Source organism: Acinetobacter sp. GW821-FHT01C12 (assembly GCF_059422625.1).
Genome location: NZ_JBWKXD010000010.1, coordinates 66,841 through 89,509, shown reverse-complemented (window position 1 = coordinate 89,509; position 22,669 = coordinate 66,841). Strand labels below are relative to the sequence as shown.

The window sequence follows — 22,669 nt, the reverse complement described above, 5'->3', positions numbered from 1 at the left end:
ATACAATGGACAGTGTAAACTTGTCTGCAACATTCCTTATCAAATTATAAACCATCTATGTCTGAAAAAAACGTGGGTCAGCAGTATTCAACGGGCTGGATTATGCTTTTGGCTTTATTTACCTCTTTGGGCCCATTATCCATTGATATGTATTTGCCAGCATTACCACAAATGGCGCAAGATTTTAATGTGACGACCCAGCAGATCGCCAATACCTTGCCGGCGTATTTTTTTGGTCTTGCTGTTGGTCAATTGATTTATGGTCCAATCAGTGACCGTATCGGGCGTAAGAAACCGCTTTATTTTGGTATGACCTTGTTTGCTTTTGCTAGCTTGTTGTGTGTTTTAGCACCTGATCATTGGTCGTTGATTGCCGCACGTGTTTTACAAGCCTTAGGGGGCTGTGTGGGGGTGGTGATGGCACGGGCTGCAATTCGAGACCGTTTAGATGTGCAAGGTTCGGCGCAAGCTTTTTCCAGTATGATGATTGTGATGGGGATTGCCCCAATTCTTGCTCCAACCTTGGGTGCTGCCATTCTACAATTCTTTAGTTGGCAAGGCGTCTTTATCGCCTTGTTTGTGATTGGTCTGTTCTGCTTATTTTGTGTGCACTTCTTATTTAAGGAAACACTCGCGCCAGAACGCAGGCTGCGTCTCAACTTTAAACAAGTGTTTATTTTATATGCTGCTATTTTTAAAGATCGAAGCTTTCGCTTTCCAATGTTGGCAGGTTGTTTTACTGGTGCAGCACTATTTTGTTATATCAGTTCCGCGGCAGCAGTGTTGATGGATGGTTATCATTTAACCCAGCAACAATTTGCTATTGCCTTTGGTTTTAATGCTTTTGGTATCATTTTACTGTCTTCTATCAATAAGCGTTTAGCCAACAAACTCTCGGTGATCCTGCGCTTGAAAATTGGTGGTTTGATTCAGGTTACAGGCGCATTAATTATTGTCAGCGCAGGTTTCATGTCTGATGCACCATTGGCGATTGTCATGTTGGGTTTATTTTTCTCTGTTTCAGGGATTGGTTTTACTGGACCGAATGCGATGGCACTGGCGATGTCTGAACAAGGCTCAAGAGCAGGAACTGCAAGTGCAATTATGGGCAGTATGCAATTTGCGTGTGGCTTATTGGGTGGTGTGGTATTGAATTTTCTTGTATGGAATCATTTATTCAATATGGGAATTTTGATGTTGGCTTTTACTGTGGCTGGGTTTATGGCAATTTTAAAAGTGGCTCAACAGTTCAAGATGAAACAAATTTAAGCTTATACCAATACTGAACATGAGATCGTCTTGTTGATTTACAAGACGAAAGTGAATTTTCATTAATTGAATCAAAGAGGATCTGTATTTTTATTCAAGTATGAGGAAATTGACAGGTTCTAAGAGATTGTATTGTTAGAATAAGAACGCGATATACATACACGCGGTCAAAGCAGAAACGAAAAACACAAATACCAGAAAAACAAAAGCCGACGATTCGAGTGATGAGTAAATCGTCGGCCAAAATACTTCGTTATAAAGATTCAGGCTGCTAAGTTGAATCTTAAGAAGCATAAGTTTTTAGTTTCTCTGAGAGAAGGTCTCCAAATCTCTTTGCGGATGCCGTGCAATCAATTTGGTTGCTGCAGACCTTATACTTATATAACGACAGCAGTTTCAAATTGGTTGACAAGAAAATGAAAAAAAGTTGAAAAAAAATTATAATATTGTTCTTTATGCAATCTAGGCTGTCGTCATGGTGTCTTTAAACAAATATTTTTTGTGGTTTTTGCTGCTTTGTTTAGTCTTGACCATGGTTGCAGGTGTATTGGCTGCATTATTGCCCAATGAAATTGCTGGCGTGTTAACCGCAATACCATATTTGATTGCGATGATTATCGTCTTATATCGTTTTCTCAAACAACAACGCCGTGCGCCTACAGACCAAGAGCGTAAAAAACTGACCCTTGGTTATACTGCAATATTTTGGGGCTATAATTTACTTGGGGTATTTGCGGGTGTTTGGTTTTTTTCTCAGAATGATCCAGAAGTGTGGAAAACTTTTGTGATGTATCTGCAAAATACTCAATTTCTGCTCACAGCATTGATCATGTTGCTGATGTTGGCAATCCCTTTATATTTAATTACCTATTGGTTTTATGGAAAGCAAGCGCAGCGTATGGCAGCTAAAATGTTTGGTCAATGATCTATTTAAATTGTTGACTTTACTTTGAGAAATCAAAGTCATTGATGAAATCTGCGTCAATACAAATAAGCAAAAAATAAATTTTATTTTTAAGCTATGGATATGCTGTTAGTGTACGAACATATCCATAAATTCGCGTAATTCTTGAATGGCAATTTCAATGTCTGTGGTTAACCACGTTGGTTCAAAGATCCCTGCATAATGTTCTAAACGATCTTGAGGTACAACAAGTCGTATCGGGCAGTCTTCTTCAAGTAAACGCCATGGCACGATTGGAACTTCGTTATCCAGAAATGGCACAATATTGCGAATATCAATAATCATCGCATTGATACATTCTGGAAAAGGCATAACGGATAATTCATCTGTACGGCGACGGAAATACTCTAAATCACCCCATTTTAGAATATAACTTGGCTTATTAAATTCAATAATTCCAATGAGATGATCATCTCTTGAGGTATGTGTGAAGCATTGATGCGTGACATCAGTGTCCAAGTCCAACTCGACACTTTGTCGTTGATAAGCCATATCTACAATAGCCAAAAAATGGGGTACATATTATAGCTCATTTATCTATCAAGAACTGCTCGAATTAAAATTTACTTTTGCTTAAAATATTTTTACACACAGATCACAAATAGCCTGTTAGTATAAAAATACATCAATTCGATGGAGGTGGACGTCATGAAACACGATTTCAATAAACCATCTTATGTAACAAGTACTGAAGATATAACGCATAAGAATCGCTTACCCATTTATATGCTTATTCTTGTGGGGTTATTTCTTGTTTCCTTGCTTGTTTACATGATCGCCGACTGGGTTTAATCCCATTATTCTCTATAAAGATTATATTGATCAGACAAACTCTAGCTGCAAAGCTGGAGTTTTTCATTTTTGCATGCTTTTGTTGTATTTATGCAGTTAAATTTGCTCGTTATATAAGCAATAGATAAAGTAGAAGAGTAATTCATCAAGTATCCAATTCAAATAAAGAATGTTGCTTAAAGTCATTTGAGCACGCTCAGATTGTTATAAATCTATAACTTGAGGAAATAAAAATGAATGAAATTTTACAAACAAGGGGGAGATTTGATGCCATGTATTATTGGGATCAATTCCACCCGATTCTCGCCGCTGTTGCCATCCTTATTGTGGGATGGATTATTGCACTGATTGTTGCAGCAGGAATTAAAAAAATCCTAGAAAAACTAGGTACAAATACAAAATTGTCTTCAGCAACAGGTCATCGTTCAAATATTGAAAGTATTCTTTCTCGAATTGTTTTTTGGGTGGTGATGGTGATTGCGGTGATTGGTGCATTAAATGTACTGAATCTTACCAGCGTAAGCAGTCCATTTAGTTTGATGATCCAGCAATTCTTATTGTTTATTCCACAATTACTGGCTGCCGTAGCCATCGGGTTTATTGGCTGGATTGTGGCAAATCTGGTTAAAGTTGGTTTAAAAAAAGCCTTGGATCGGACTCAACTTGATGAAAAATTAAGTGCCGATGTGGGGGTCAGTCCGATCAGTCAGAATATCGCTGATATTGTGTACTGGCTAATTTTATTGCTGTTCCTACCAATTGTATTATCAATTTTAGGTTTGCAAGGCTTATTGCTTCCAGTGCAGAACATGCTGAATGAAGCAGTCTCTTATATACCAAATATTTTCATTGCGGGTGTCATCGTTTTTGTCGGTTATATCTTGGCAAAAATCCTACGTGGGATTGTTGAGGGTTTAATCAACAGTCTAAATTTACAAACCCAAATTGAAAAAGTAGGGCTATTTAAAAACTCAAACCAAGGTTTAGCGAAGTTTTTAGGCTCTTTTGTTTTTGCCGTTGTCATGATTACTGCGTTAATTGTGGCTTTTGAAGCACTTGGTATACAAGCTATTTCACAACCAGCAACCGCAATGCTGGGCGAAATCATGTATGCAATTCCACATATTATTGCAGCTGGATTAATTTTAATTGTGGCCTATGTGGTGTCTCGTTTTGTGGGGCGTTTGGTTTCAGAAGTTGTTGCTGGAACGGGTGTTGATGAAATTCCTGCAAAATTAGATTTGCAACGCTTTTTAGGTGACACGAAAGTTTCTTGTATCATTGGTTATCTGATTGTTTTCTTTACCATGTTATTTGCTGTTTCCGAAGCGGCAAATCGACTGGGCTTTGAGCAAGTTAGTCATTTGATTTCAATGTTTATTTACTTTGGTGCCAACATTTTGTTAGGCGCAGTGATTTTGGTGATCGGTTTCTGGTTGGCCAATATCGTGGCGAATGTGGTACAGCGTGGTGAGTACAATAGCTCAAGATGGTTAGGCAACTTGGTTCGTGTTTTGATCATGGGGCTGGTGATTGCAATGGGTTTAAAAGCCATGGGAATTGCCGATTCGATCGTTAATCTTGCTTTTGGCTTAACCTTGGGTTCTGTGGCAGTTGCTTTTGCATTGGCTTTTGGTCTAGGTGGACGTCAACCTGCAGAACGCGTTTTAACGGATTTAATCGATAAAGCAAAGAAAGAGGCAAGTCAACCGAATCCTTTAAAGCAAGAAAATACTTATTCATCACAGCCAAGCGGTACAGACGCTACGCAAGTAACCGCAGATACCCCTGCGATTGAAAATGAGTACAAGTCACTTACTGATTCATTGAAACAGGACAAAGATGACCCGAATTAACATTTAAATTCTTTTAAAGATCGATCAGGATTGATGCTTGATCGATCTTTTTATTTTTAGGTCAAAAGTGAGAGGGAATAGAGATGTCTAAGAAAAAGCCAAATAATTTCATTGCACCCATTGTGATTGCAGGAATCACTGTAGGGTTTTTAGCAAGTGCTTATAAGTTTGTGTTTGCAAAACCGAAAAAGCAACCATCCGAAATTGTTAAGCAACAACATGAATCTCAAAACAAATCTCAAGAGTGATTGTGTTTGCAAAGCATGAATTTTATCGGTTTTTTTATAGAAAATAGATAGACATCAGATGATTTATTGTCTAGATTGAATGGGCGAATATGTAGGCAATATAAAACACACTCATCTGATAAATATCATTTTCAAAGGAATTGAAATGAAGATCATCTATTTTTTACACAAAATTCATCAGTCGTTATTTGCAAAAAACCATGATCTAAAGTCGATGGATTTGGCGATTCAACGAGTGACCCAGAAGCAGCAAATCCAGAACCAACTTATCTTATTTAAAACAGATTATCTGGAATAAGCTTTCTATTAGACTTCTTTCATACGTCCTTTTTAAAACCATAAATCAACATAAAAGCACTCTCATCCTAGCCTTCTCCCAGCGAGAGAAGGCACTTTCATAATACCCATATGATTCACTGCACATGATCATTTTTTGATGTATGAAAGATCTTTATTGATCAGTTTAAATTAAACATATTCTGAAGCAGCATGTGCTGAAGCCCATGCCCACTGAAAATTAAACCCGCCTAAATGACCAGTCACATCTAAGATCTCACCTATAAAAAATAAACCTTTTTGTTTTTTACTTTCCATGGTTTTTGATGAAACTTCAGTGGTGTCGACACCGCCTAAAGTGACTTCTGCAGTCCGATAGCCTTCAGTACCAGAGGGTTTGACTTCAAATTGCTGTAATTTATTGGCAATGGTTTCAAGTTTTTCATCACTTAATTGCCCAATCGCCGTTTCAGCCCACTCGGACCAAATGAGATTTTGTAGTTCAATCACCACACTTTTCGGTAAAAGTTCAGTCAGTAAGGTTCTGATTAACACCTTAGGTTGGCTTTGCTTTTTGCGCTTTAAAAAATCAAACAGCTCAAGACTTGGTAAAAAGTTAATATGGAATGCTTGCCCTGCATTCCAATAATTTGAAAGTTGTAATGAGCTTGGACCACTTAAGCCACGATGTGTAAACAACAATGCTTCAGTAAATGCGATCAGCTCGTTAGATAGCGTTGCTTCAACCGCATTGCCGCTTAAACGAGTGGTAACTTCTTTAAATTGATCTGAAAAAGTGAAGGGAACTAAACCTGCGCGTGTAGGATAGATGTGGTGACCAAATTGTTTGGCAATCTCATAGCCGATGCCAGAGCCACCCAATGTTGGAATAGATAAGCCTCCTGATGCAACAACTACAGATTCAGCCTGAAAATAGCCTAAATTGGTGGCGACTTGAAAAGTCTGATCGTCAAGCGTGTTAATCGCTTTGACTTCACAACTGGTTTTAATCTCAACATGATGTGTTTTTTCACATTCGTTGAGCAGCATGCTTAAGATTTCTTTTGCGCCATTTAAGGTAAACAGTTGTCCATGTTTGCGTTCTTCATAGTCAATGCCATATTCACAGACCATCCCAATAAAGTCCCAATTGGTATAACGCGTCAGGGCAGAGATGACAAAATGTGGGTTATGTGAAATAAAATTTTCAGGCTCAACATAAAGATTGGTGAAGTTACATTTACCACCACCTGACATGAGGATTTTTTTACCAATTTTATTGGCTTTCTCAACCACTAAGACTTTACGACCACGAGCAGCTGCTTTTGCCGCAAGCATTAAACCTGAAGCACCTGCACCGAGGACAATCACATCATATTGGTTAGAAGACATATCACACTCATGGAAACTTTGAGCAGGGGATTATAGACAAATTTAAAGTAATTTTCAGGACAATTATAAATAGGTAGGGTTTAGCTGCGTCCTTGCAAGCCACCACTATGCAGAATCAATATTTTTGCATTTTCTTTAAAGTAACCTTTTGAAATTAAATCAAAAATCCCATAAAACATTTTCCCAGTATAAATCTGTTCAAGCGGAATGCGATATTGCTGCTCAAAGTTGTTTATGAAGCTAACTAATTCAACTGTGGTTTTGGCATAACCGCCAAAACAATAATCATCCAGTATTTTCCAATTGCTTTTATGGGTGAGTTGACTGACATCTTGTTGTAAAAAATCACCTTTAAGTGCTGAAAATCCTAAAATTTCCTGCTGTGATGAACTGGTGTTAATCAGCCCAGTGATTGTGCCACCTGTTCCTACCGCACAGCAAATCACATCATAATGATTTAAATCTTCTGTCGTTAAAATTTCCTGACAACCTTGTATAGCAAGCTCATTGGTTCCACCTTCAGGAATAATATAAGTATCTGGATAATGTTGTGTTAATTCATCGATCCAGTCATGATTATTTTTTTGTCTATATTTTTCACGTGAAACAAAAACTAGCTGCATGCCCAACTGCTGTGCTGTCGTTAGAGTAGGGTTGAGCGGTTTATGTGCTAACTCCTCGCCCCGAATGATCCCGATGCTTTTAAATCCAAATAACTGTGCTGCATAGGCTGTGGCAGCGATATGATTGGAATAGGCACCACCGAACGTCAGAATCTGTTTTAGGCCAAGCTGACGTGCTTCAATCAAATTATATTTGAGTTTAAAAAATTTATTGCCAGAAATTTGTGGATGGATTAGATCAAGCCGTTTAACTGTAAGTTGAACAGATCCAGCAACATCTAAACTTTGGTAGGGAATAGTTTGGGCAATATGATCAAACATGCTGATTTTTTAACTGAATGGGGGTATATGAGTAGCTTTGCTTTGAATTAAGCCTGTTCAAGATATTCTAATCAAACCTGTAAAGCAAGACAGGTTTGATTGAGTTTCATGTCTATTATTGGGGATAAATTTCTAGGTTTTAACTCAAGCCTTTTTAACGCAAGCTTTTCACTTAGGCGGATCATTGAGTGCTGGTATCGACGGAAGTCACCACAGACATCCCCGGTCGTAAGAATTCTAAACCTTTTTGATTGGGATCAATAGCAATCCGCACAGAAATACGCTGTACGACCTTGGTAAAATTACCTGTGGTGTTGTCAGGCTTAAGCACACTAAACTCAGCACCAGCAGCAGGTGAAATCTGTTCAATACGGCCAGTAAATTTTTGATGTTTCATAGCATCTACCGTAAATGTTGCTTTTTGCCCGATGTGCATATCAGCAATTTGTGTTTCTTTGAAATTGGCAATCACCCAGGTTTGTTGCGGAATTAGATACATTAACTGGGTGCCAGCTGCAACATATTGTCCCACACGAGGAGTGACTTCGCCCAACTGTCCATCCATCGGTGCTGCAATCACGCTGTAGTCTTTTGTCGTTACCGCTTGATCAAATTGTGCCTTGGCATTGGTGACTTGTGCTTTTAAGCCCGATTGAGCCACTTGAGCTGTTTTTAATGCTTCTTGAGCAACCAATACATTGGCTTCCGCTTGTTTGAGTAAGGCTAAATTATTTTTTACATCCGCAGCTGCTTTGTCTTGTTCTGTTTTAGAGGTTGCGCCAGTATTTCCCAATTGTTGATAACGATTGAGTTGTGCTGTTGAAAGTTCATAACTTGCTTTGGCTTGTTCAACTTTGGCTTGTGCAGCCACAATATCTGCTTTGCGTTGTTCAATCGCTTGGGTTTGATTGGCTAAAGTGGTATTGGCCTGATCAACACCTGCTTCAGCTTGAGTCACTTTCTGATCATAGGTTGTGGTATCAATATGCATTAACGGCTGACCCTTTTTGACATGGTCAAAATCAGTCACCAATACATCTTTGACATAACCATTGATTTGAGAAGATAAAACTGTGGTTCTGCCTTTGATATAACTATTGTCGGTGGATTCTATGCTGCTATCAAAAGGGCCAATTTTCCATGCGCGCATAATCACAGCAATCCCCACCAACAAGACCAAGAGCATCAACAGCAATGTTCTTTTCGCTGTTGGAATAAGCTTACTGGATGGTGGTGGCGCTGCTGCTGTTGCAGGTGCTTGTGGTGGTGTAACTGCTGCTTGCTCTGTTGGTTTTTGATCTTGCGACATAAGAATTCTCAAATATTTTTTAATACATAGCGTGACATCATGGATCATCTGATTTCGGAATAGCCTGAGATCTGTCTAACTGCTATTGAGGACCTGTTGCTGTTTTTTGAGTTGATAGCGTGTCCAAGCAATATTAAAACTACTCCAAATCAACAGTAAAATGGCGAAAATTCCATTTAATGCAATCACATCATTATAGGCACGCACTTGTGCTTCTCGTGTCACAATCTGGTTTAAATTGCGATAAGCTTGGTTCTGTTCAAGTGAGGCATCTAAAGTATATTTATTGGCTGCTTGCTGATAGGCCGCAAGTCGTTGCACCACCAATGGATCAGTTGGTGATAAGTCACTGACAATTTCAGCCCGATAATTTTGGGTGCGTAATTGTTGATAGGTTGAAAAGAATGAATTTCCAATTAAACCCCCAAAGCTTTGTGTTGCAGAGAACAACACCACAAAAGTGACCATGTGTGATGGGCCTTTTTGTAAGGCATTAATAATCCCTGTCAGCAACAATGGTCCGATAAACATACCACTGGCAAAGCCAACGATAAATTGGCTGCGGTAAAAATTCTCAGGTCGAACATCACTGGTGAGGTGATAGTCTAAAGCGCAGGCAATAAGAACCAAGACTACAGCACCGACCAAGTGCCATGAGATGCGTTCTCTTTTAAAGGTCATGGCGCTAAAAACGGTGCCGAGCACAATGCCAAGAAAAATCACGCTATACAAGGTAACGAACTGATCAGGCCCCATACCCATAGTTTTTAAAAAGTTAACAGCCGCGTAACTTTGCTCAGACATAAGCAAGCGAATCGCCAACGCACCAAACACAAATTTAAGTGTGGTGGCTGAACCTAGCCAACGGGTAATGATAAGCGGATTGACACGGTAATGTTCATAAGTCAGTCCGATAACAATAAGACTGAAACCAGCAATTAAGGCATACCCTAACCATTTGACTTCAAACCACCAAAGGATTGGGCCTTGGGTCAGGACGATACATAGCAGGGCAAAGCCAGGTGCAAGCAAAGCAAAAGTGAAGAAATCCTGTTTTTCAAAGACTTCGATTCTTAAGCTACGTGGTAGTTTTAAAGAAACCACCATAGCCAAACAACATATCGCTAAACCCAGCTCAAAGGTATAGAGCACAATCCAGTCATTTACATCGACCAGCGATGGGGAAATGATCCATGCCAGCGGAATACCCAATTGTTGAAAGCCCAGTGCGAGATAAATTCCTCGCCCAAAGTTTTCTCGTTTAAAGGCTTGCATGATGTAGTACATGCCTAAAGAACTCAGGGGGGCGGCAACCAAACCGCTGATCACACGGACAAACAATGCCATTTCAAAGGTGTGCACAAAGATATGTAGCACCAACACACAAATAAAAAGCACTAAACCAATTTCAGAAAAAAGCCGTAACCCATATTGTTGCCGAGCTTTAAACAGAATCATGTTGGAACTAATATTTGCCATCACATAAGCTGCGGGAATCCATGCAGCTTCCGAAGGCGTTAGCGAGTATTCACCCTGAATAAGTGGTAAATTTGCAGTAATAAAACCATTACTTAAACTGCCTGAGATCGCAACAAACAGGCCAATAAAAAAATAAATCAGCTTTTTATGTGTTGGATGTGCAATAGCCGCAGGCGAGCCTGGTAAGGTTGGACGCTCTTCAGGTGTCCAATCTGGGGCAGGTTCAAGTAAACGTGGCGATTTATCCATAAGTGCCTCAATTACGCCTTGATGCCATCAATCAGTAAGTCAACTGCACGTGTGGCCAGTTGAACTTGTTCTTCGTCAGTTAGCCCTTGAAAGGAAGCTCTTAGAATACCGGTAATTAGCGCATAATCTTTTGGGGTAAGATCTGGTCGGCAAATATGATGGGCAATGGCTTGATCAATCAGCGGTTGAAGAATTGCGTCACGCCGTTGATAAATATCCACCATACTTGGGTCATTACGATCAATCACACGCCAATATTCCATCAAGGCGGTGAGATAAGGCAGATTCTCGACATGATTGCGAATTAACCGAATTAAACCATCAGGATATTCTGAAAAGCTTTTTGCCCGTTCATCTAGACGAGTTAATGCTTGTTCCATCAAGGCGATGACCAACTCACGGCGATCTTTAAAATTACGATAAAAGGTTGCCCGTCCAACGCCAGCTTCATCAATCACAAGCTGTAATGGCGCACGAATCCCTTGTTTACGGAATATTTTCAGTGCAGCATTAAGCAAATCTTCGCGATTTTGTGCCGCTTGTTTTTGACGTATACGCATAGGGGAAATTGCATTAAATTTTATTCTGATATTTAACGGACATTTTTGTCCGTTGTAAATTACTAACTCTGTGGATTTTTGTAAATAGCAGCTTTAAAGTTGATTAGATTGGTTAGAATGACTTAGGTCAATGATTAATAAATCGTATAAATAGGTTTAGATTTCTAAATATTTACCCTTTAAAATAAAACAATAAGTGTGCTGAAATTGTGAAAATTTTTAAAAATATTGTTATTTCGATCTGCTGCATCGGTGTATTGGCGTTAAATGCCTGTACGCCATCTGAGAAAAAAGCAGATCAGGCCGTATATTCAAGAAAATCATCAGATCAACAGATTGAACAACAATTCAAGCTTTGGAAGGCGCAACAAGATCCCCAATTATTGGCGGATTATTATCAGTTTATGTCGCAGTATTTAAAACATCCGCCTAGTCTGATGGAGCTAACAACCAGCCGAAACTATATGCCGGAACAGTGTAACTCAAAGCGTTTTGCCATCCCACCTAAAGCCTTTTGGAAAAATGTAGTGAGTAGTTTGCAATTAGTAGAAAAGTTAAATCGAAATGAATATTTTAAAACATATACGATTTCAGCGATCTATCGTGCCCCTGAATTAAATAAATGCATAGGTGGGGCTGAAAAAAGTAAGCATTTAAGTAATTATGCAGTCGATTTCCATGTGCTATCTCCCAAAGAAACCATTAAAAAAGATCGCGAATTATTGCTTAAAAAAATGTGTCATTTTTGGCAAGTGGAAGGCAAAAGTTATAAAATGGGTTTAGGCGTTTATGGTAATAATCGCTATCATATTGATACCCAAGGATATCGCACTTGGGGTAAGGACTTTAAATCGAAAAGTTCGCCGTGTGTAAAAAGTTAAAATTGTATTTTTGGGCAAGAATTGAACTTGAATCTATATTAAAAAATGCTGAGAGATTGGAACGTTATTTATGAAATGTCTACAGACCCTAATAAAGGGCTGTTTATTTGCTCTGCCTTTTTTCAGTAGTTATTCTGCTTTTGCGCAAGCTGATGCTGCTGTCGAAGTTGACCCTGAATACGAGGTATTAGGGCGTGCAGGGAAACTGAAAATTCAAAAAGAGTCTTGCACTCAGCATGGTTCTAGTTGTGACTATGTACTCTATGATGCTAAAGGAAAGAAGCAGGTATTAATGGAAAAATGGAGTAAAACTGCAAATGTTTATCAATTTAATCCAAATTTAATGGGTTTTTTGTTGGGGCTAACAGGAAGTGAGTATAATCTCACTGTGATTAATGATAAAAACCAACAAAAAGATTATAGTAGTTTTCTTGCGATGAATGGGCAGCAAAGTTGTTTTGTAACTTTTGAGTCGAATTTAAAAAATATGCCAAATTCATTGGTATTTTATAGCATTCCTGATTTTCGGGTACGTTTAGTGCTCAACAACAAAGTGCTGCAATTTAAAAAGCTGAACTATCCTGCAACGGCAAATTTTGAGGATAATGGTGATTTTTCATTTAACTATAATATTAAGATCGGAAACGAGATGGGGGTACAGGATGTTATCATTCAAAACCCTTGTCAGTCTGATTATCGGGTAATTATGAGTTAATATAAATAAAATAAAGTTATTAATTTTATTAAAATTCATCATTTTTATTTTTGAATTAAGTTGTCTATTGTCGTTTTATTCAACAACAAGGACACGACAATGACCACTCAACAGCAAGTTAATCAGGCACAATATCAAAATAAATCAGAAGCATACTTAAATAGCCAAGTACATGCACAAGGCATTGAGTTTGAAAAAATGCAAAATTTAATCCAACAACATCAATTCAAACGAGTTTTGGATCTAGGCTGTGGTGGTGGGCATGTCACGTATCAGATTGCGGCATTCACTGAGCAAGTAATTGCCTATGATATTACGCCTGAAATGGTCAATCTTGTGACCACGCAATCTCAACAAAAGGGATTCGATCATGTCATAGGGCAGGTTGGTGCAGCAGAGCAATTGGATTTTCCTGTTGAGCATTTTGATTGTGTGATCAGTCGTTATTCTGCGCATCATTGGCAAAGTATCACTCAAGCGATTGATGAAATTTATCGTGTATTACGTGCTGATGGCAAAGTGATCCTATTTGATATTATTGGCAATTCTAATCCAATTTTAGACACCTTTATTCAGACCATAGAAACCATTCGCGATCCAAGCCATGTTCGAAATTATAGTTTGGCGGAATGGGTAAAAATCGCAGAACAAGCAGGCTTTAAGATAGAAATCATTGAAAAGCAAAGTTTACAGTTAAATTTTCAAAGTTGGGTGGAGCGTATGCAAACACCAGTAGAGGGTATCCATACCATTCGCTATTTGCAGTCCAAAGCCGCTGATCAAGTACAACAGTATTATCAGATTCAGCAAGATGGCACATTTACCAGTGAAGCTGTATATTTGGTATTGAGTAAAACTTGATTAGAAATCTGATGTCAAAAAAAATAATCAATACAATAGTTCCGATATTATTTAGCATGATGGCTTATTCCAGTAGTGGTTATGCCGAGCAGATTCATCGCACAATGGCCAAGATAGGACAATTTTCAGTTATTCAGCAAACATGCGATGAAGATGCAAATGATCATTGTGATTTTGTACTCTATGAAGGCGATGACTATAGATTGCCCTTGGTCGTAGATTGGGAGCGTGGTTTAAATGTTGAAAATCAAACCGAGGATTTCTTGCATTTAAGCTATGGCTATACCTTTAATGTTCATCATAGTCTTTTCATCTCGAAGGCAGGGATTGTTCAGGCTTTAGACAACGTTGTTGCTGTGGATGAAAACACTGGGTGTATCGCTCGATTTGAATTAAAAGATGCGCCTACGATTATTTTCCAAAAAGCATTTACCGCGAAAGTTTTAAACAAAATTCAACTTCAGCCAGAGCAACACCCTAAAATTGAGTCTGTAAGCATAGATGCTTTTCAATATTTTAGTGACATGGAATTTGATGGAAATAGTGGCTTTCACTACCGTTACAAAAATAAAAATGGTGAAGATCAAACTGTTTTAATGATACATCCTTGTGACGTATAGCCACTTTCTATAGATAGACACCTTTTGAAATAAAAAATAGCTGTATTTTTAATCAGAACTGTTATGCTCGAACTATAAATAAAACAAAAAATGGAGGAGATGCCATGAAAAAGCTATCCATCAGTTTGAGTGTAATACTTGCAGTATTTTTGGCTGGGTGTGAAAAGAAACCACCTACACCAACAAAAACTGAAGTTCGTTCAATCCATATCGCAGGTATGCCTGTGTATGAAAAAGATTATCGTCTCAGTGCTCGTTCAGTGGATTCACAACCCTGATTTTTATTCAAAATATAAAAACGAGTGCATCAAAAGAGGATGCACTCGTTTGGTTTTAATTCAATTTAACCGAGTTGATTTTAAATGAATTAATGAAAAACAGTTTCTAAAGCTTTTAGTCCGACTTTAGGATCAAGTAATCCATTATAGATCTCAGGAATTTCACGTTCTACGCCAAAGAACTCATAAATTGCAATCATGGCACCACGAACAGAATATTCAACAGTAAAAACCACATCATCTTCAATTTCAACAAATTGTCCCAAGAATGCGAAGTTTTGTGAGCCTTGTGGAATAACCTGTGGGCGGTCACCAGGCTTACGGCAAGCAAATAAAGCTGATGCATAAGGCATCATTGCAGTTGTTACAATGGTATTTGCTAGAACATGCTCAAGAATGTCATCAAAACCGAGTTGTAGAATCAGTTCAGTGAGTATTTCATTGCCTGTTGCTTGTGACATCGGTTTTTTGATGTAGTCACCTGTTTGATCAATTTGGAAACCATAGCCCCAGAGGGTAAAGGTGCCTTCTGGTAAATTTGCAAAATGAGGTTGAGCTGGCACCACAATCGATAAATGCCAACCAGATTCAAACCAAGTCATCAGTGCTCCAGTACCTGGCTGGTTACCTGTGTAATCAATGATGCGATTTAATAGAACATCGTCTTTCATGGTGAGTGTAAAAGACTCCCATTTATGTTCATCAATGTTGCCGTAAAAGGTCATTGGTCGGCCAAAGTCAGGTGCTTTTTTCGCAAGGGTTTCCCATAATGTCCAACCATGATCAAGTCGATCACGAATAAGCGCTGGAACATCATCATTCCCAGCATAACGGGAATCTGCTGTAATTGAACCTAAAGTAAATATGGCAAGATCATTTTCTTGAAGGTTGATTTGCTCAGTACCTTCAGGAAGGTTGACATACAAGCGTGTTGCACGACGTTCTAGGGTTGCTTCATCGGTTTGAAAGTCTGCATCTGTCACATAATTGCCAAAACGAACATCTACGCCTTGTTCAAGCAACCAACGTTGTAGCGGCAAAATCATGGAATCATATTGGTTGTATTTGGTTCTTTTTACCCCAGCGAGGGTATGAATACGTGGTAACTCTTGGATAAAGCGTAAGAAATAGCGACGAAGTTCTGCTGCACTGTGCCATTTTTGAAAGGCAAATGTAGTACGCCACATACGCCAAAAGTTCGTTTCAAAGAAGGTCTCATCGAAAAATTCATCAATACGGCGGCTGCCAATTTTTTCTTCTTTCGCCGCCAATAAGCGTAACATTTGCGCACGATGGCGTGTATTTAAACCCAGTTTAGCGGCATCTGAAATTACATGCTGCGCATTAATTAAACGGGCTTGTGCATGGGTTTTGACTTGCTCATTGAACTCACGACATTCTTCACGAACAGAAATTTCAGGATTTTCTAAGGATGGAATACTCGAAAATAAGTCCCAAAGACATAAATATGTTTCATCTGTCAGCATCCGCCCGCCACGGGTAACCCATGCTTGTGCAGCATGTGGCGTATGGCCGCCATCCATTGAACCACCTGAGACGTCTAACTCTTCGAGAATGTGAATATTTTTAGCTGGTACTTTGGCATCACGTATGGCAAATGCGGCAGCTGCCATTCCGGCAATTCCACCGCCAATGATCCACAAATGTGCTTGGCTTGCATCTAAGCGGTTGGTTTTGTTGTTGTGCATTTTTTACCCCTGAGTATAAATATTGATTTTGGATAATTTAAAACCATAGTTTTATTATGGTTTTTTATAGCCTATAAATACATGAAAATGGAAGTTAATTTTTGTGATTAATGTGGTCTATTTTATGGATTTTTAGGATATTTTATATACCTTGATGATTTTATTGATATAATTAAGATATTGAAAAATAAATTTTTTATTGAGTTTTTACTCTAAAAATATTTGTTTGCTCTGTTTGTGGTGATAATGCGCAAGTGTACTTAAATTTATGATTGAAATTTTGATGAATTTGCATTGAATAAAAGTGTAATCGCGAAATAATAAAGATTTTTATATCTTCAAAAATCGGTTGTGGCGTAAAATATCTATTCTTAAAAATAGTCTAGGTCGGGGTGTCTCTTGGAATCATTATTGATTTTGGGTTCAATTGCATTGGCATTAATGCTAGGCGCAATTAGCCCTGGTCCTACATTTGTTTATGTGGCTAAAAATTCAATTGCGATTTCTCGTAAACATGGTCTGTTTACTGCTTTAGGGACAGGCATGGGCGCAGCTTTATTTGGTTTTTTAGCTGTAATGGGATTACAGGCAATCTTATTGGCTGTACCTTCTGCATATTTAGCTTTAAAAATTTGTGGTGGTCTGTATTTACTTTGGCTGGCTTATAAAATTATTAAACATGCTAAAGATCCAATGGCACAGGCATCTGACTCATCTACGGTGATGAGTTATCAACAAGCGTTTCGTTTAGGTTTAATTACCCAGTTAAGTAATCCTAAAATTGCGATTATTTTAGCCAGTATTTTTACTGCGCTTTTACCCAAAGAAATTCCAACGTATTTTTATTTTGTTTTGCCTATCTTGTGCTTCTTTATCGATGCTGGCTGGTATTCACTGGTTGCTGTTGCGCTTTCAGCGGAAAAGCCGCGCCGTGTTTATTTGAAGTTTAAAAAAGTCTTCGATCGAGTCGCGGGTGGTGTCATGACCTTACTCGGTTTAAAGTTGATTTTTGGTATGAAATGATTGTTTTTACGAGTAAAAATGGTCATGGGTTTTATTAGCAGATCTTATTTGTTAAAAACTAATTAACAGTATGTTTAGTTTGTGTTATATATTTATTCATTATAATGGTTTAGACCTTAGAGAGATGTAATTTTGAAAAAAATATTATTGATTGCTGCCTTAAATGGCTTGGTACTTACTGCTTGTTCTACCACTGAAAGCTCTAAAACCATCCAAGCTCCTCAAGTGGCTGCTGTGACTTCAGCGGTAAAATATTCAGGTGCGAAAACAGCAGTTTCGATTGGTAAGTTTGATAACCGCTCAAGTTATATGCGCGGTATCTTCTCTGATAATGTCGATCGTTTAGGCGGTCAAGCAAAAACGATTTTAGAAACGCACTTGCAACAAACAGGATATTTTTCAGTCTTAAATCGAGACAATTTATCAGAGCTGCAACAAGAGGCTGGTTTTGGTAAATCATCTCAATCCATTAAGGGCGCACGTTATGTGCTCACTGGGGATGTATCTGAATTTGGGCGCAAAGAAGTGGGTGACCATCAATTGTTTGGGCTATTAGGGCGTGGTAAAACTCAAATTGCCTATGCAAAAGTCAATATTAATGTTGTTGATGTAAATACAGCAGAAGTTGTCCATTCTGTGCAGGGTGCAGGTGAATATGCGCTCAGTGAACGCGAAATTTTAGGTTTTGGTTCTACAGCATCTTATGACTCAACCTTAAATGGTAAGGTTTTAGATCTGGCTGTACGCGAAGCGGTTAATCACCTTGTCACAGATATTCAAACAAATAAGTGGTCCGTACAATAGGTTTGAATAAATGAAACGGGTTTTATTATTTTTAAGCTTTTTTGCAACGTTAACTTTGGTTGGGTGTGCATCTGGACCACAGTCTTTATATAGTTGGGGCGGATATCCACAGCAAACCTATTTAATGCTGGCGGTTCCAGAAAAAACTTCGCCTCAGCAACAAATTTTAGCGCTTGAAAAAGATGTTGAGAAAGCAAAAGCAAAAAATGCCGCAGTGCCGCCAGGTTTATATGCGCATTTGGGCTTGTTAAATCTTAATATTCAAAATGGCCCACGTGCAATTCAGTATTTTGAGTTAGAGCGCCAAATTTATCCTGAGTCAACCGTATTGATGGATCGTTTATTGAAGAAAATGACCACTCAATCGACTGAGGTAAATCCCAAATGAAAAATATGAAACAATTATTCGTACTTGGTTTACTGATGATGCTTTTCACCGGTTGTGCGGTATCACCTAAGCAGAATCGTGATTTAGCAGCATATCGTGAGCATATCCCTAAGTCGATTTTGGTACTTCCCCCAATCAATGAGTCTCCTGATACACGTGCAACCTATGGGTATTGGTCAACAGTAACATTGCCTGTGGCTGAGGCTGGTTATTATGTATTTCCAATCTCTGTTGTTGACACCATGTTTAAAGAGAATGGGGTGACCAATGGATTTGATGCTCAAGCAATTCCTCCGCAAAAGTTAAAAGAGATTTTCGGAGCGGACGCTGCGTTATATATTAAAGTTAAAGAGTATGGTTCTAAATATCAGGTGATTCAATCTGTAGCAGCAGTTGCAGTAGAAGCCAAACTTGTAGATTTGCAAACTGGCACATTACTTTGGCAAGGTGAACAGCGACTTCAGCAAGCCAATGATAATAGCAATGCGGGTTTGATTGGCGCGTTGGTTGGTGCTTTAGTTGATCAAATATCCAATCATCTGTCAGACAAGGCCTATACTTTATCCAGTACTGTAAGTTCGCAATTATATTCACCGAGTATAAATCAGCAAAAAGGTCTGTTATATGGACCACGTTCGCCAAACTTTAGCCAAAATGCAGTGAAACCTTAAGCACTGGTATTGTTTGTGAGTATTAAATAAAAACCCCAATTTAGAAATTGGGGTTTTTATGTTTAACGCATATTGCTGATTAGTGCACCATAGAAATCTTGTCTAAGAAGAATTTGGTTCTTTCATGACGCTCATCAGGCTTATTAAAGAAGTCATTTGTTGCACAGTCTTCCAAAATTTTGCCTTGATCCATGAAAATAACTCGGCTTGAGACTTTACGAGCAAAGCCCATCTCATGAGTTACACACATCATGGTCATGCCTTCTTTTGCCAATTGACTCATGACTTCAAGCACTTCACCCACCATTTCAGGGTCTAATGCCGAAGTAGGTTCATCAAATAACATGCAGACTGGATCCATACATAGACCACGGGCAATCGCAACACGCTGTTGCTGACCACCAGACAGTTGCCCTGGAAACTTATTTTTGTGAGCTGCCAGACCAACGCGATCTAAATATTGCAACGCTTTTTTCTCAGCCTCTGCTTTAGAACGATTTAAAACCTTAAGTTGCCCAATGGTTAAATTATCCAAAACAGTCATATGTGGGAACAATTCAAAGTGCTGGAATACCATTCCCACACGAGAACGGAATTTTGCCAAATCAGTTTTTGAATCTTTTAAGGCTGTTCCATCCACAACAATATTCCCTTCTTGGAATGGTTCTAATGCATTTACAGTTTTAATCAGTGTGGATTTACCAGAACCAGAAGGTCCACATACCACGACAACTTCACCTTTTTCAATTGAAGTGGTGCAATCTGTAAGAACTTGAAAATCTCCATACCATTTTGAGATATGTTGTATTTCTATCATTGGCATATTGATTCTCCAATTATCGAATTATTGCTATTTTTTGATGTAAACGCTTCACAAGTCGTGAAAGCGCAAAGGAGATACAGAAGTAAACAACAGCTACAATTAGGTAGAAAGTTGCTTTGGTTTCAGCACCGTAGGTATTTGCTAAGGTATTGGCATTGCCCAAGAAGTCTGGCGCACTAATCACGTAAACTAAGGATACGTCTTGGAAAAGTACGATAGATTGAGTCAAAATGACAGGTAGCATGTTTCTAAAAGCTTGTGGCAACACTACATTGGACATGGTTTGTCCATAGGTGAAACCAAGTGCATAACCTGCATTGACCTGACCTTTAGAAACAGACTGAATCCCTGAACGGACAATTTCTGAAAAGAATGCAGCTTCAAAAATTGCAAAGGTCACCACACTTGAAAACAGTGGGCCATAATAGGTATCTGACTGAAACTCAAAAATCTTTGGCAATAAGAAATAGAAAATGAAGATCACTTGAATCAGTGGTACACCACGGAAGAAATCGACATAAACTTTAGCAAAATTACTGGCAACTTTATTGTTGGATAAACGCATCATGGCCAAAGGTGTGCCAATCAGAATCCCGCCAATAATTGATAAAATCGTCACCGTAACGGTAAATTTAAACCCTGCGATCAGCGTTTGAATAACATCTTGATTTTGTAAAATACTAAAATCCATGACTATTTACCCCCCGAGCCTAGACCAGGAACAGCCATACGTTTTTCAATCCAAGCCATGATCAACTTAATGGTATAGGTAATGACTAAGTAAACTGGTGTCGAAAGAATAAGAATAACAATATCTTGGGATGTTTCTTCACGCATGGTTTTGGTATAAGCAAAGAAGTTCAAAACACTCAGCGCATACAGTACAGCAGAGTTTTTGAAAATATTCATTGCTTCAGAGGTAAGTGTTGGCCAAACAATACGATAAGCGACAGGCAGAATGACATAGCGATAGCTTTGGCTTTGATTTAAACCAATTGCAAAAGCCGCATTTTTTTGTCCATTTGAAACCGTATTAATGCCTGAGCGCACTTGTTCAGCGATACGTGCTGCGGTGTATAGACCGAGTGCAAACACCCCAACCACTGCGGGATTATCATTGAGAATATTTTGCCACCAGCCACCATTAACCATCTCTCCACTACCAGTACTTAAGCTGAGTGGTAGTAATTGTGGGAATACGAATGCCCAGAAAAATAGTTGTACGATCAGCGGGATATTTCGGAAAAGTTCGACATAGCAAGTACCAATAAATGAAAGTGGTTTATTGGGTAATGTACGTAAAATTCCGATCAGAGAACCAAGAAGAAATGCAATGAAAAATGCAGCAATCGCGGTCCAGACCATGGTCCAAACACCTGAGCCTAGGAGTTGTAGCCAGGTTGGTGCATCTGCAACAGGGGAGTAACTTTCACCACCAATCGCTTTACAGACAGATTCAGCCCATGCAGCTTTATCAAGACTATATTCATTCGAGGGGAGACAATATGCTGTCCAGTTAAGTGAGCCTACGGACATGTGTGCTCCTTGTATTTTTAATTTTATAAAAATTTATAGACCAGACTTTAAACCTAATCTGATCTATAAACCGTTGTTTTAAACTACATTATTAGTTAATACCAGCATCCGTAGGATTGGCTTTAAGCTTTAAATATGATGAGCTCATTGGCATATTTAAATTGACATTTTTAGGTGCGATTGGTGACTGGAACCATTTTTTATATAGCGCCGCCATTTGACCATTTTTCCACATTGTTGTTACTGTTTTATCTGCGATTGCTTTATACGCCGCATCGCCTTTCGGTAACATAATGCCGTACGGCTCAGAAGAAAGTACTGGACCTACAATTTTAAAGTCTTTTGGATTTGATGATTTTGCAATTAACCCTGCAAGAATATTGTCATCCATCACAAATGCTGCAGCACGGCCAGAAGCGACCATGGCAAATGAGTCTGAGTGGTCTTTACCGTAAACGTTGTTTACATTGACTTTTTCGCCTTTCTCACCCATTTTGATGTATTTGTCAGATGTCGTCCCTTGGGTGGTCACAACTGCTTTACCATTTAAATCGGCGATTGTTTTAATTGGTGCATTGGCTTTAACTGCCATGCGTACTTCTGTTGCATAATAGTTGGTTGAGAAGCTCACTTGTTGTTGGCGTTGAACAGAGTTTGTCGTTGTACCACACTCCATATCGATATTACCTGCCAACATTTCTGGAATACGCGTAGAAGAGGTAACCGCTTTATATTCAACTTTAAGATTTGGCATCTTGAGCGTTTTTTTCAGCTCATTGGCAAAGTTATTACAAATATCAACAGCGTATCCCATTGGTTTACCACCAATCACATAGGAAATCGGATCAGATGACTCACGGTAACCAATGATCACTTTCCCTGATTGTTTGATCTTTGCTAATGTATCTGCTGCTTGAACCTGTGAAAAAGCACCGCCAGCCATAAGTACACCAAGCGCTGTGGTTAAAACTTTTTTTGATAGTGTTTTTGTAGATAGTGTCATTTGAGTTCTCCATTACATG

Annotated in this window: 25 protein-coding genes; 14 read left to right on the top strand and 11 right to left on the bottom strand. The window is 38.7% G+C overall.

Annotated features, from left to right (window positions below; genetic code table 11):
- Positions 1-57 precede the first annotated feature (57 nt).
- The gene (locus tag AC07WY_RS17970; RefSeq protein ID WP_262086847.1) at positions 58-1,269 is read left to right on the top strand and encodes a multidrug effflux MFS transporter; all 1,212 of its coding nucleotides are present in this window, start codon (positions 58-60) and stop codon (positions 1,267-1,269) included.
- Between the two features lie 475 nt (positions 1,270-1,744).
- Positions 1,745-2,194 (top strand): ABZJ_00895 family protein, encoded by a 450-nt coding sequence (locus AC07WY_RS17965; RefSeq protein ID WP_105714347.1) that lies wholly within the window; start codon positions 1,745-1,747, stop codon positions 2,192-2,194.
- A 108-nt stretch (positions 2,195-2,302) separates the two neighbouring features.
- On the opposite strand, the gene AC07WY_RS17960 is transcribed toward AC07WY_RS17965, so the two are convergent.
- On the bottom strand, positions 2,303-2,725 hold the full coding sequence (locus AC07WY_RS17960; protein WP_004817681.1) for a hypothetical protein: 423 nt from the start codon (positions 2,723-2,725) through the stop codon (positions 2,303-2,305).
- Between the two features lie 533 nt (positions 2,726-3,258).
- Here AC07WY_RS17960 and AC07WY_RS17955 point away from each other — a divergent pair.
- The 3 genes from AC07WY_RS17955 to AC07WY_RS17945 all read left to right on the top strand — a co-directional run bounded on the left by AC07WY_RS17955 (position 3,259) and on the right by AC07WY_RS17945 (position 5,427).
- Positions 3,259-4,881 (top strand): mechanosensitive ion channel, encoded by a 1,623-nt coding sequence (locus AC07WY_RS17955; protein ID WP_494736868.1) that lies wholly within the window; start codon positions 3,259-3,261, stop codon positions 4,879-4,881.
- Positions 4,882-4,964: 83 nt separating this feature from the next.
- A complete protein-coding gene (locus tag AC07WY_RS17950) occupies positions 4,965-5,129 on the top strand; it encodes a hypothetical protein (protein WP_004723765.1) in 165 nt (54 codons plus the stop codon).
- A gap of 145 nt (positions 5,130-5,274) precedes the next feature.
- Positions 5,275-5,427, top strand: a complete 153-nt coding sequence (locus AC07WY_RS17945; protein ID WP_004723764.1) for a hypothetical protein — start codon at positions 5,275-5,277, stop codon at positions 5,425-5,427.
- A gap of 170 nt (positions 5,428-5,597) precedes the next feature.
- On the opposite strand, the gene AC07WY_RS17940 is transcribed toward AC07WY_RS17945, so the two are convergent.
- The 5 genes from AC07WY_RS17940 to AC07WY_RS17920 form a co-directional block, all read right to left on the bottom strand.
- Positions 5,598-6,797: a BaiN/RdsA family NAD(P)/FAD-dependent oxidoreductase gene (locus AC07WY_RS17940; protein WP_239044981.1), complete on the bottom strand. Its 1,200-nt coding sequence runs from the start codon at positions 6,795-6,797 to the stop codon at positions 5,598-5,600.
- An 80-nt stretch (positions 6,798-6,877) separates the two neighbouring features.
- A complete protein-coding gene (locus AC07WY_RS17935; RefSeq protein ID WP_494736867.1) occupies positions 6,878-7,741 on the bottom strand; it encodes a 1-aminocyclopropane-1-carboxylate deaminase/D-cysteine desulfhydrase in 864 nt (287 codons plus the stop codon).
- A 181-nt stretch (positions 7,742-7,922) separates the two neighbouring features.
- Positions 7,923-9,050 carry an HlyD family secretion protein gene (locus AC07WY_RS17930; protein ID WP_034613784.1) on the bottom strand — a complete coding sequence of 376 codons (1,128 nt, stop codon included), beginning with the start codon at positions 9,048-9,050 and terminating at the stop codon, positions 7,923-7,925.
- Between the two features lie 75 nt (positions 9,051-9,125).
- Entirely contained in the window at positions 9,126-10,778 is a 1,653-nt protein-coding gene (locus AC07WY_RS17925) for an MFS transporter (RefSeq protein ID WP_004817668.1), read from the bottom strand.
- An 11-nt stretch (positions 10,779-10,789) separates the two neighbouring features.
- The gene (locus tag AC07WY_RS17920) at positions 10,790-11,338 is read right to left on the bottom strand and encodes a TetR/AcrR family transcriptional regulator (protein ID WP_239044984.1); all 549 of its coding nucleotides are present in this window, start codon (positions 11,336-11,338) and stop codon (positions 10,790-10,792) included.
- 209 nt (positions 11,339-11,547) lie between these two features.
- Between AC07WY_RS17920 and AC07WY_RS17915 the strand changes: the two genes are divergently transcribed.
- The 5 genes from AC07WY_RS17915 to AC07WY_RS17895 all read left to right on the top strand — a co-directional run bounded on the left by AC07WY_RS17915 (position 11,548) and on the right by AC07WY_RS17895 (position 14,693).
- Positions 11,548-12,219: a D-Ala-D-Ala carboxypeptidase family metallohydrolase gene (locus AC07WY_RS17915; protein ID WP_494736866.1), complete on the top strand. Its 672-nt coding sequence runs from the start codon at positions 11,548-11,550 to the stop codon at positions 12,217-12,219.
- 70 nt (positions 12,220-12,289) lie between these two features.
- On the top strand, positions 12,290-12,934 hold the full coding sequence (locus tag AC07WY_RS17910) for a hypothetical protein (RefSeq protein ID WP_494736865.1): 645 nt from the start codon (positions 12,290-12,292) through the stop codon (positions 12,932-12,934).
- Between the two features lie 99 nt (positions 12,935-13,033).
- A complete protein-coding gene (locus AC07WY_RS17905; RefSeq protein WP_494736864.1) occupies positions 13,034-13,795 on the top strand; it encodes a class I SAM-dependent methyltransferase in 762 nt (253 codons plus the stop codon).
- A gap of 59 nt (positions 13,796-13,854) precedes the next feature.
- Positions 13,855-14,415: a hypothetical protein gene (locus AC07WY_RS17900; protein WP_494736877.1), complete on the top strand. Its 561-nt coding sequence runs from the start codon at positions 13,855-13,857 to the stop codon at positions 14,413-14,415.
- A 104-nt stretch (positions 14,416-14,519) separates the two neighbouring features.
- The gene (locus tag AC07WY_RS17895) at positions 14,520-14,693 is read left to right on the top strand and encodes an NF038215 family lipoprotein (protein WP_004817658.1); all 174 of its coding nucleotides are present in this window, start codon (positions 14,520-14,522) and stop codon (positions 14,691-14,693) included.
- A gap of 89 nt (positions 14,694-14,782) precedes the next feature.
- On the opposite strand, the gene AC07WY_RS17890 is transcribed toward AC07WY_RS17895, so the two are convergent.
- Positions 14,783-16,402, bottom strand: coding sequence for an oleate hydratase (locus tag AC07WY_RS17890; RefSeq protein ID WP_494736863.1), 1,620 nt, complete (start codon positions 16,400-16,402; stop codon positions 14,783-14,785).
- Between the two features lie 399 nt (positions 16,403-16,801).
- On the opposite strand from AC07WY_RS17890, the gene AC07WY_RS17885 reads away from it, so the two are divergent.
- The 4 genes from AC07WY_RS17885 (at position 16,802) to AC07WY_RS17870 (ending at position 19,288) form a co-directional block, all read left to right on the top strand.
- Positions 16,802-17,425: a LysE family translocator gene (locus AC07WY_RS17885; protein WP_494736862.1), complete on the top strand. Its 624-nt coding sequence runs from the start codon at positions 16,802-16,804 to the stop codon at positions 17,423-17,425.
- Between the two features lie 132 nt (positions 17,426-17,557).
- The gene (locus AC07WY_RS17880) at positions 17,558-18,229 is read left to right on the top strand and encodes a CsgG/HfaB family protein (RefSeq protein ID WP_262086837.1); all 672 of its coding nucleotides are present in this window, start codon (positions 17,558-17,560) and stop codon (positions 18,227-18,229) included.
- A gap of 10 nt (positions 18,230-18,239) precedes the next feature.
- A complete protein-coding gene (locus AC07WY_RS17875; RefSeq protein WP_494736861.1) occupies positions 18,240-18,617 on the top strand; it encodes a DUF4810 domain-containing protein in 378 nt (125 codons plus the stop codon).
- Positions 18,614-19,288 (top strand): DUF799 domain-containing protein, encoded by a 675-nt coding sequence (locus AC07WY_RS17870; RefSeq protein ID WP_419336591.1) that lies wholly within the window; start codon positions 18,614-18,616, stop codon positions 19,286-19,288. Before AC07WY_RS17875 ends, AC07WY_RS17870 begins: the two co-directional genes overlap by 4 nt.
- 79 nt (positions 19,289-19,367) lie before the next feature.
- On the opposite strand, the gene AC07WY_RS17865 is transcribed toward AC07WY_RS17870, so the two are convergent.
- The 4 genes from AC07WY_RS17865 to AC07WY_RS17850 form a co-directional block, all read right to left on the bottom strand.
- Positions 19,368-20,111 (bottom strand): amino acid ABC transporter ATP-binding protein, encoded by a 744-nt coding sequence (locus AC07WY_RS17865; RefSeq protein WP_034613818.1) that lies wholly within the window; start codon positions 20,109-20,111, stop codon positions 19,368-19,370.
- Between the two features lie 13 nt (positions 20,112-20,124).
- Positions 20,125-20,802, bottom strand: a complete 678-nt coding sequence (locus tag AC07WY_RS17860) for an amino acid ABC transporter permease (protein ID WP_004723739.1) — start codon at positions 20,800-20,802, stop codon at positions 20,125-20,127.
- Positions 20,803-20,804: 2 nt separating this feature from the next.
- The gene (locus AC07WY_RS17855; protein WP_004817649.1) at positions 20,805-21,647 is read right to left on the bottom strand and encodes an amino acid ABC transporter permease; all 843 of its coding nucleotides are present in this window, start codon (positions 21,645-21,647) and stop codon (positions 20,805-20,807) included.
- A 91-nt stretch (positions 21,648-21,738) separates the two neighbouring features.
- Positions 21,739-22,650, bottom strand: a complete 912-nt coding sequence (locus AC07WY_RS17850; RefSeq protein WP_151801550.1) for an amino acid ABC transporter substrate-binding protein — start codon at positions 22,648-22,650, stop codon at positions 21,739-21,741.
- Between the last annotated feature and the right edge of the window lie 19 nt (positions 22,651-22,669).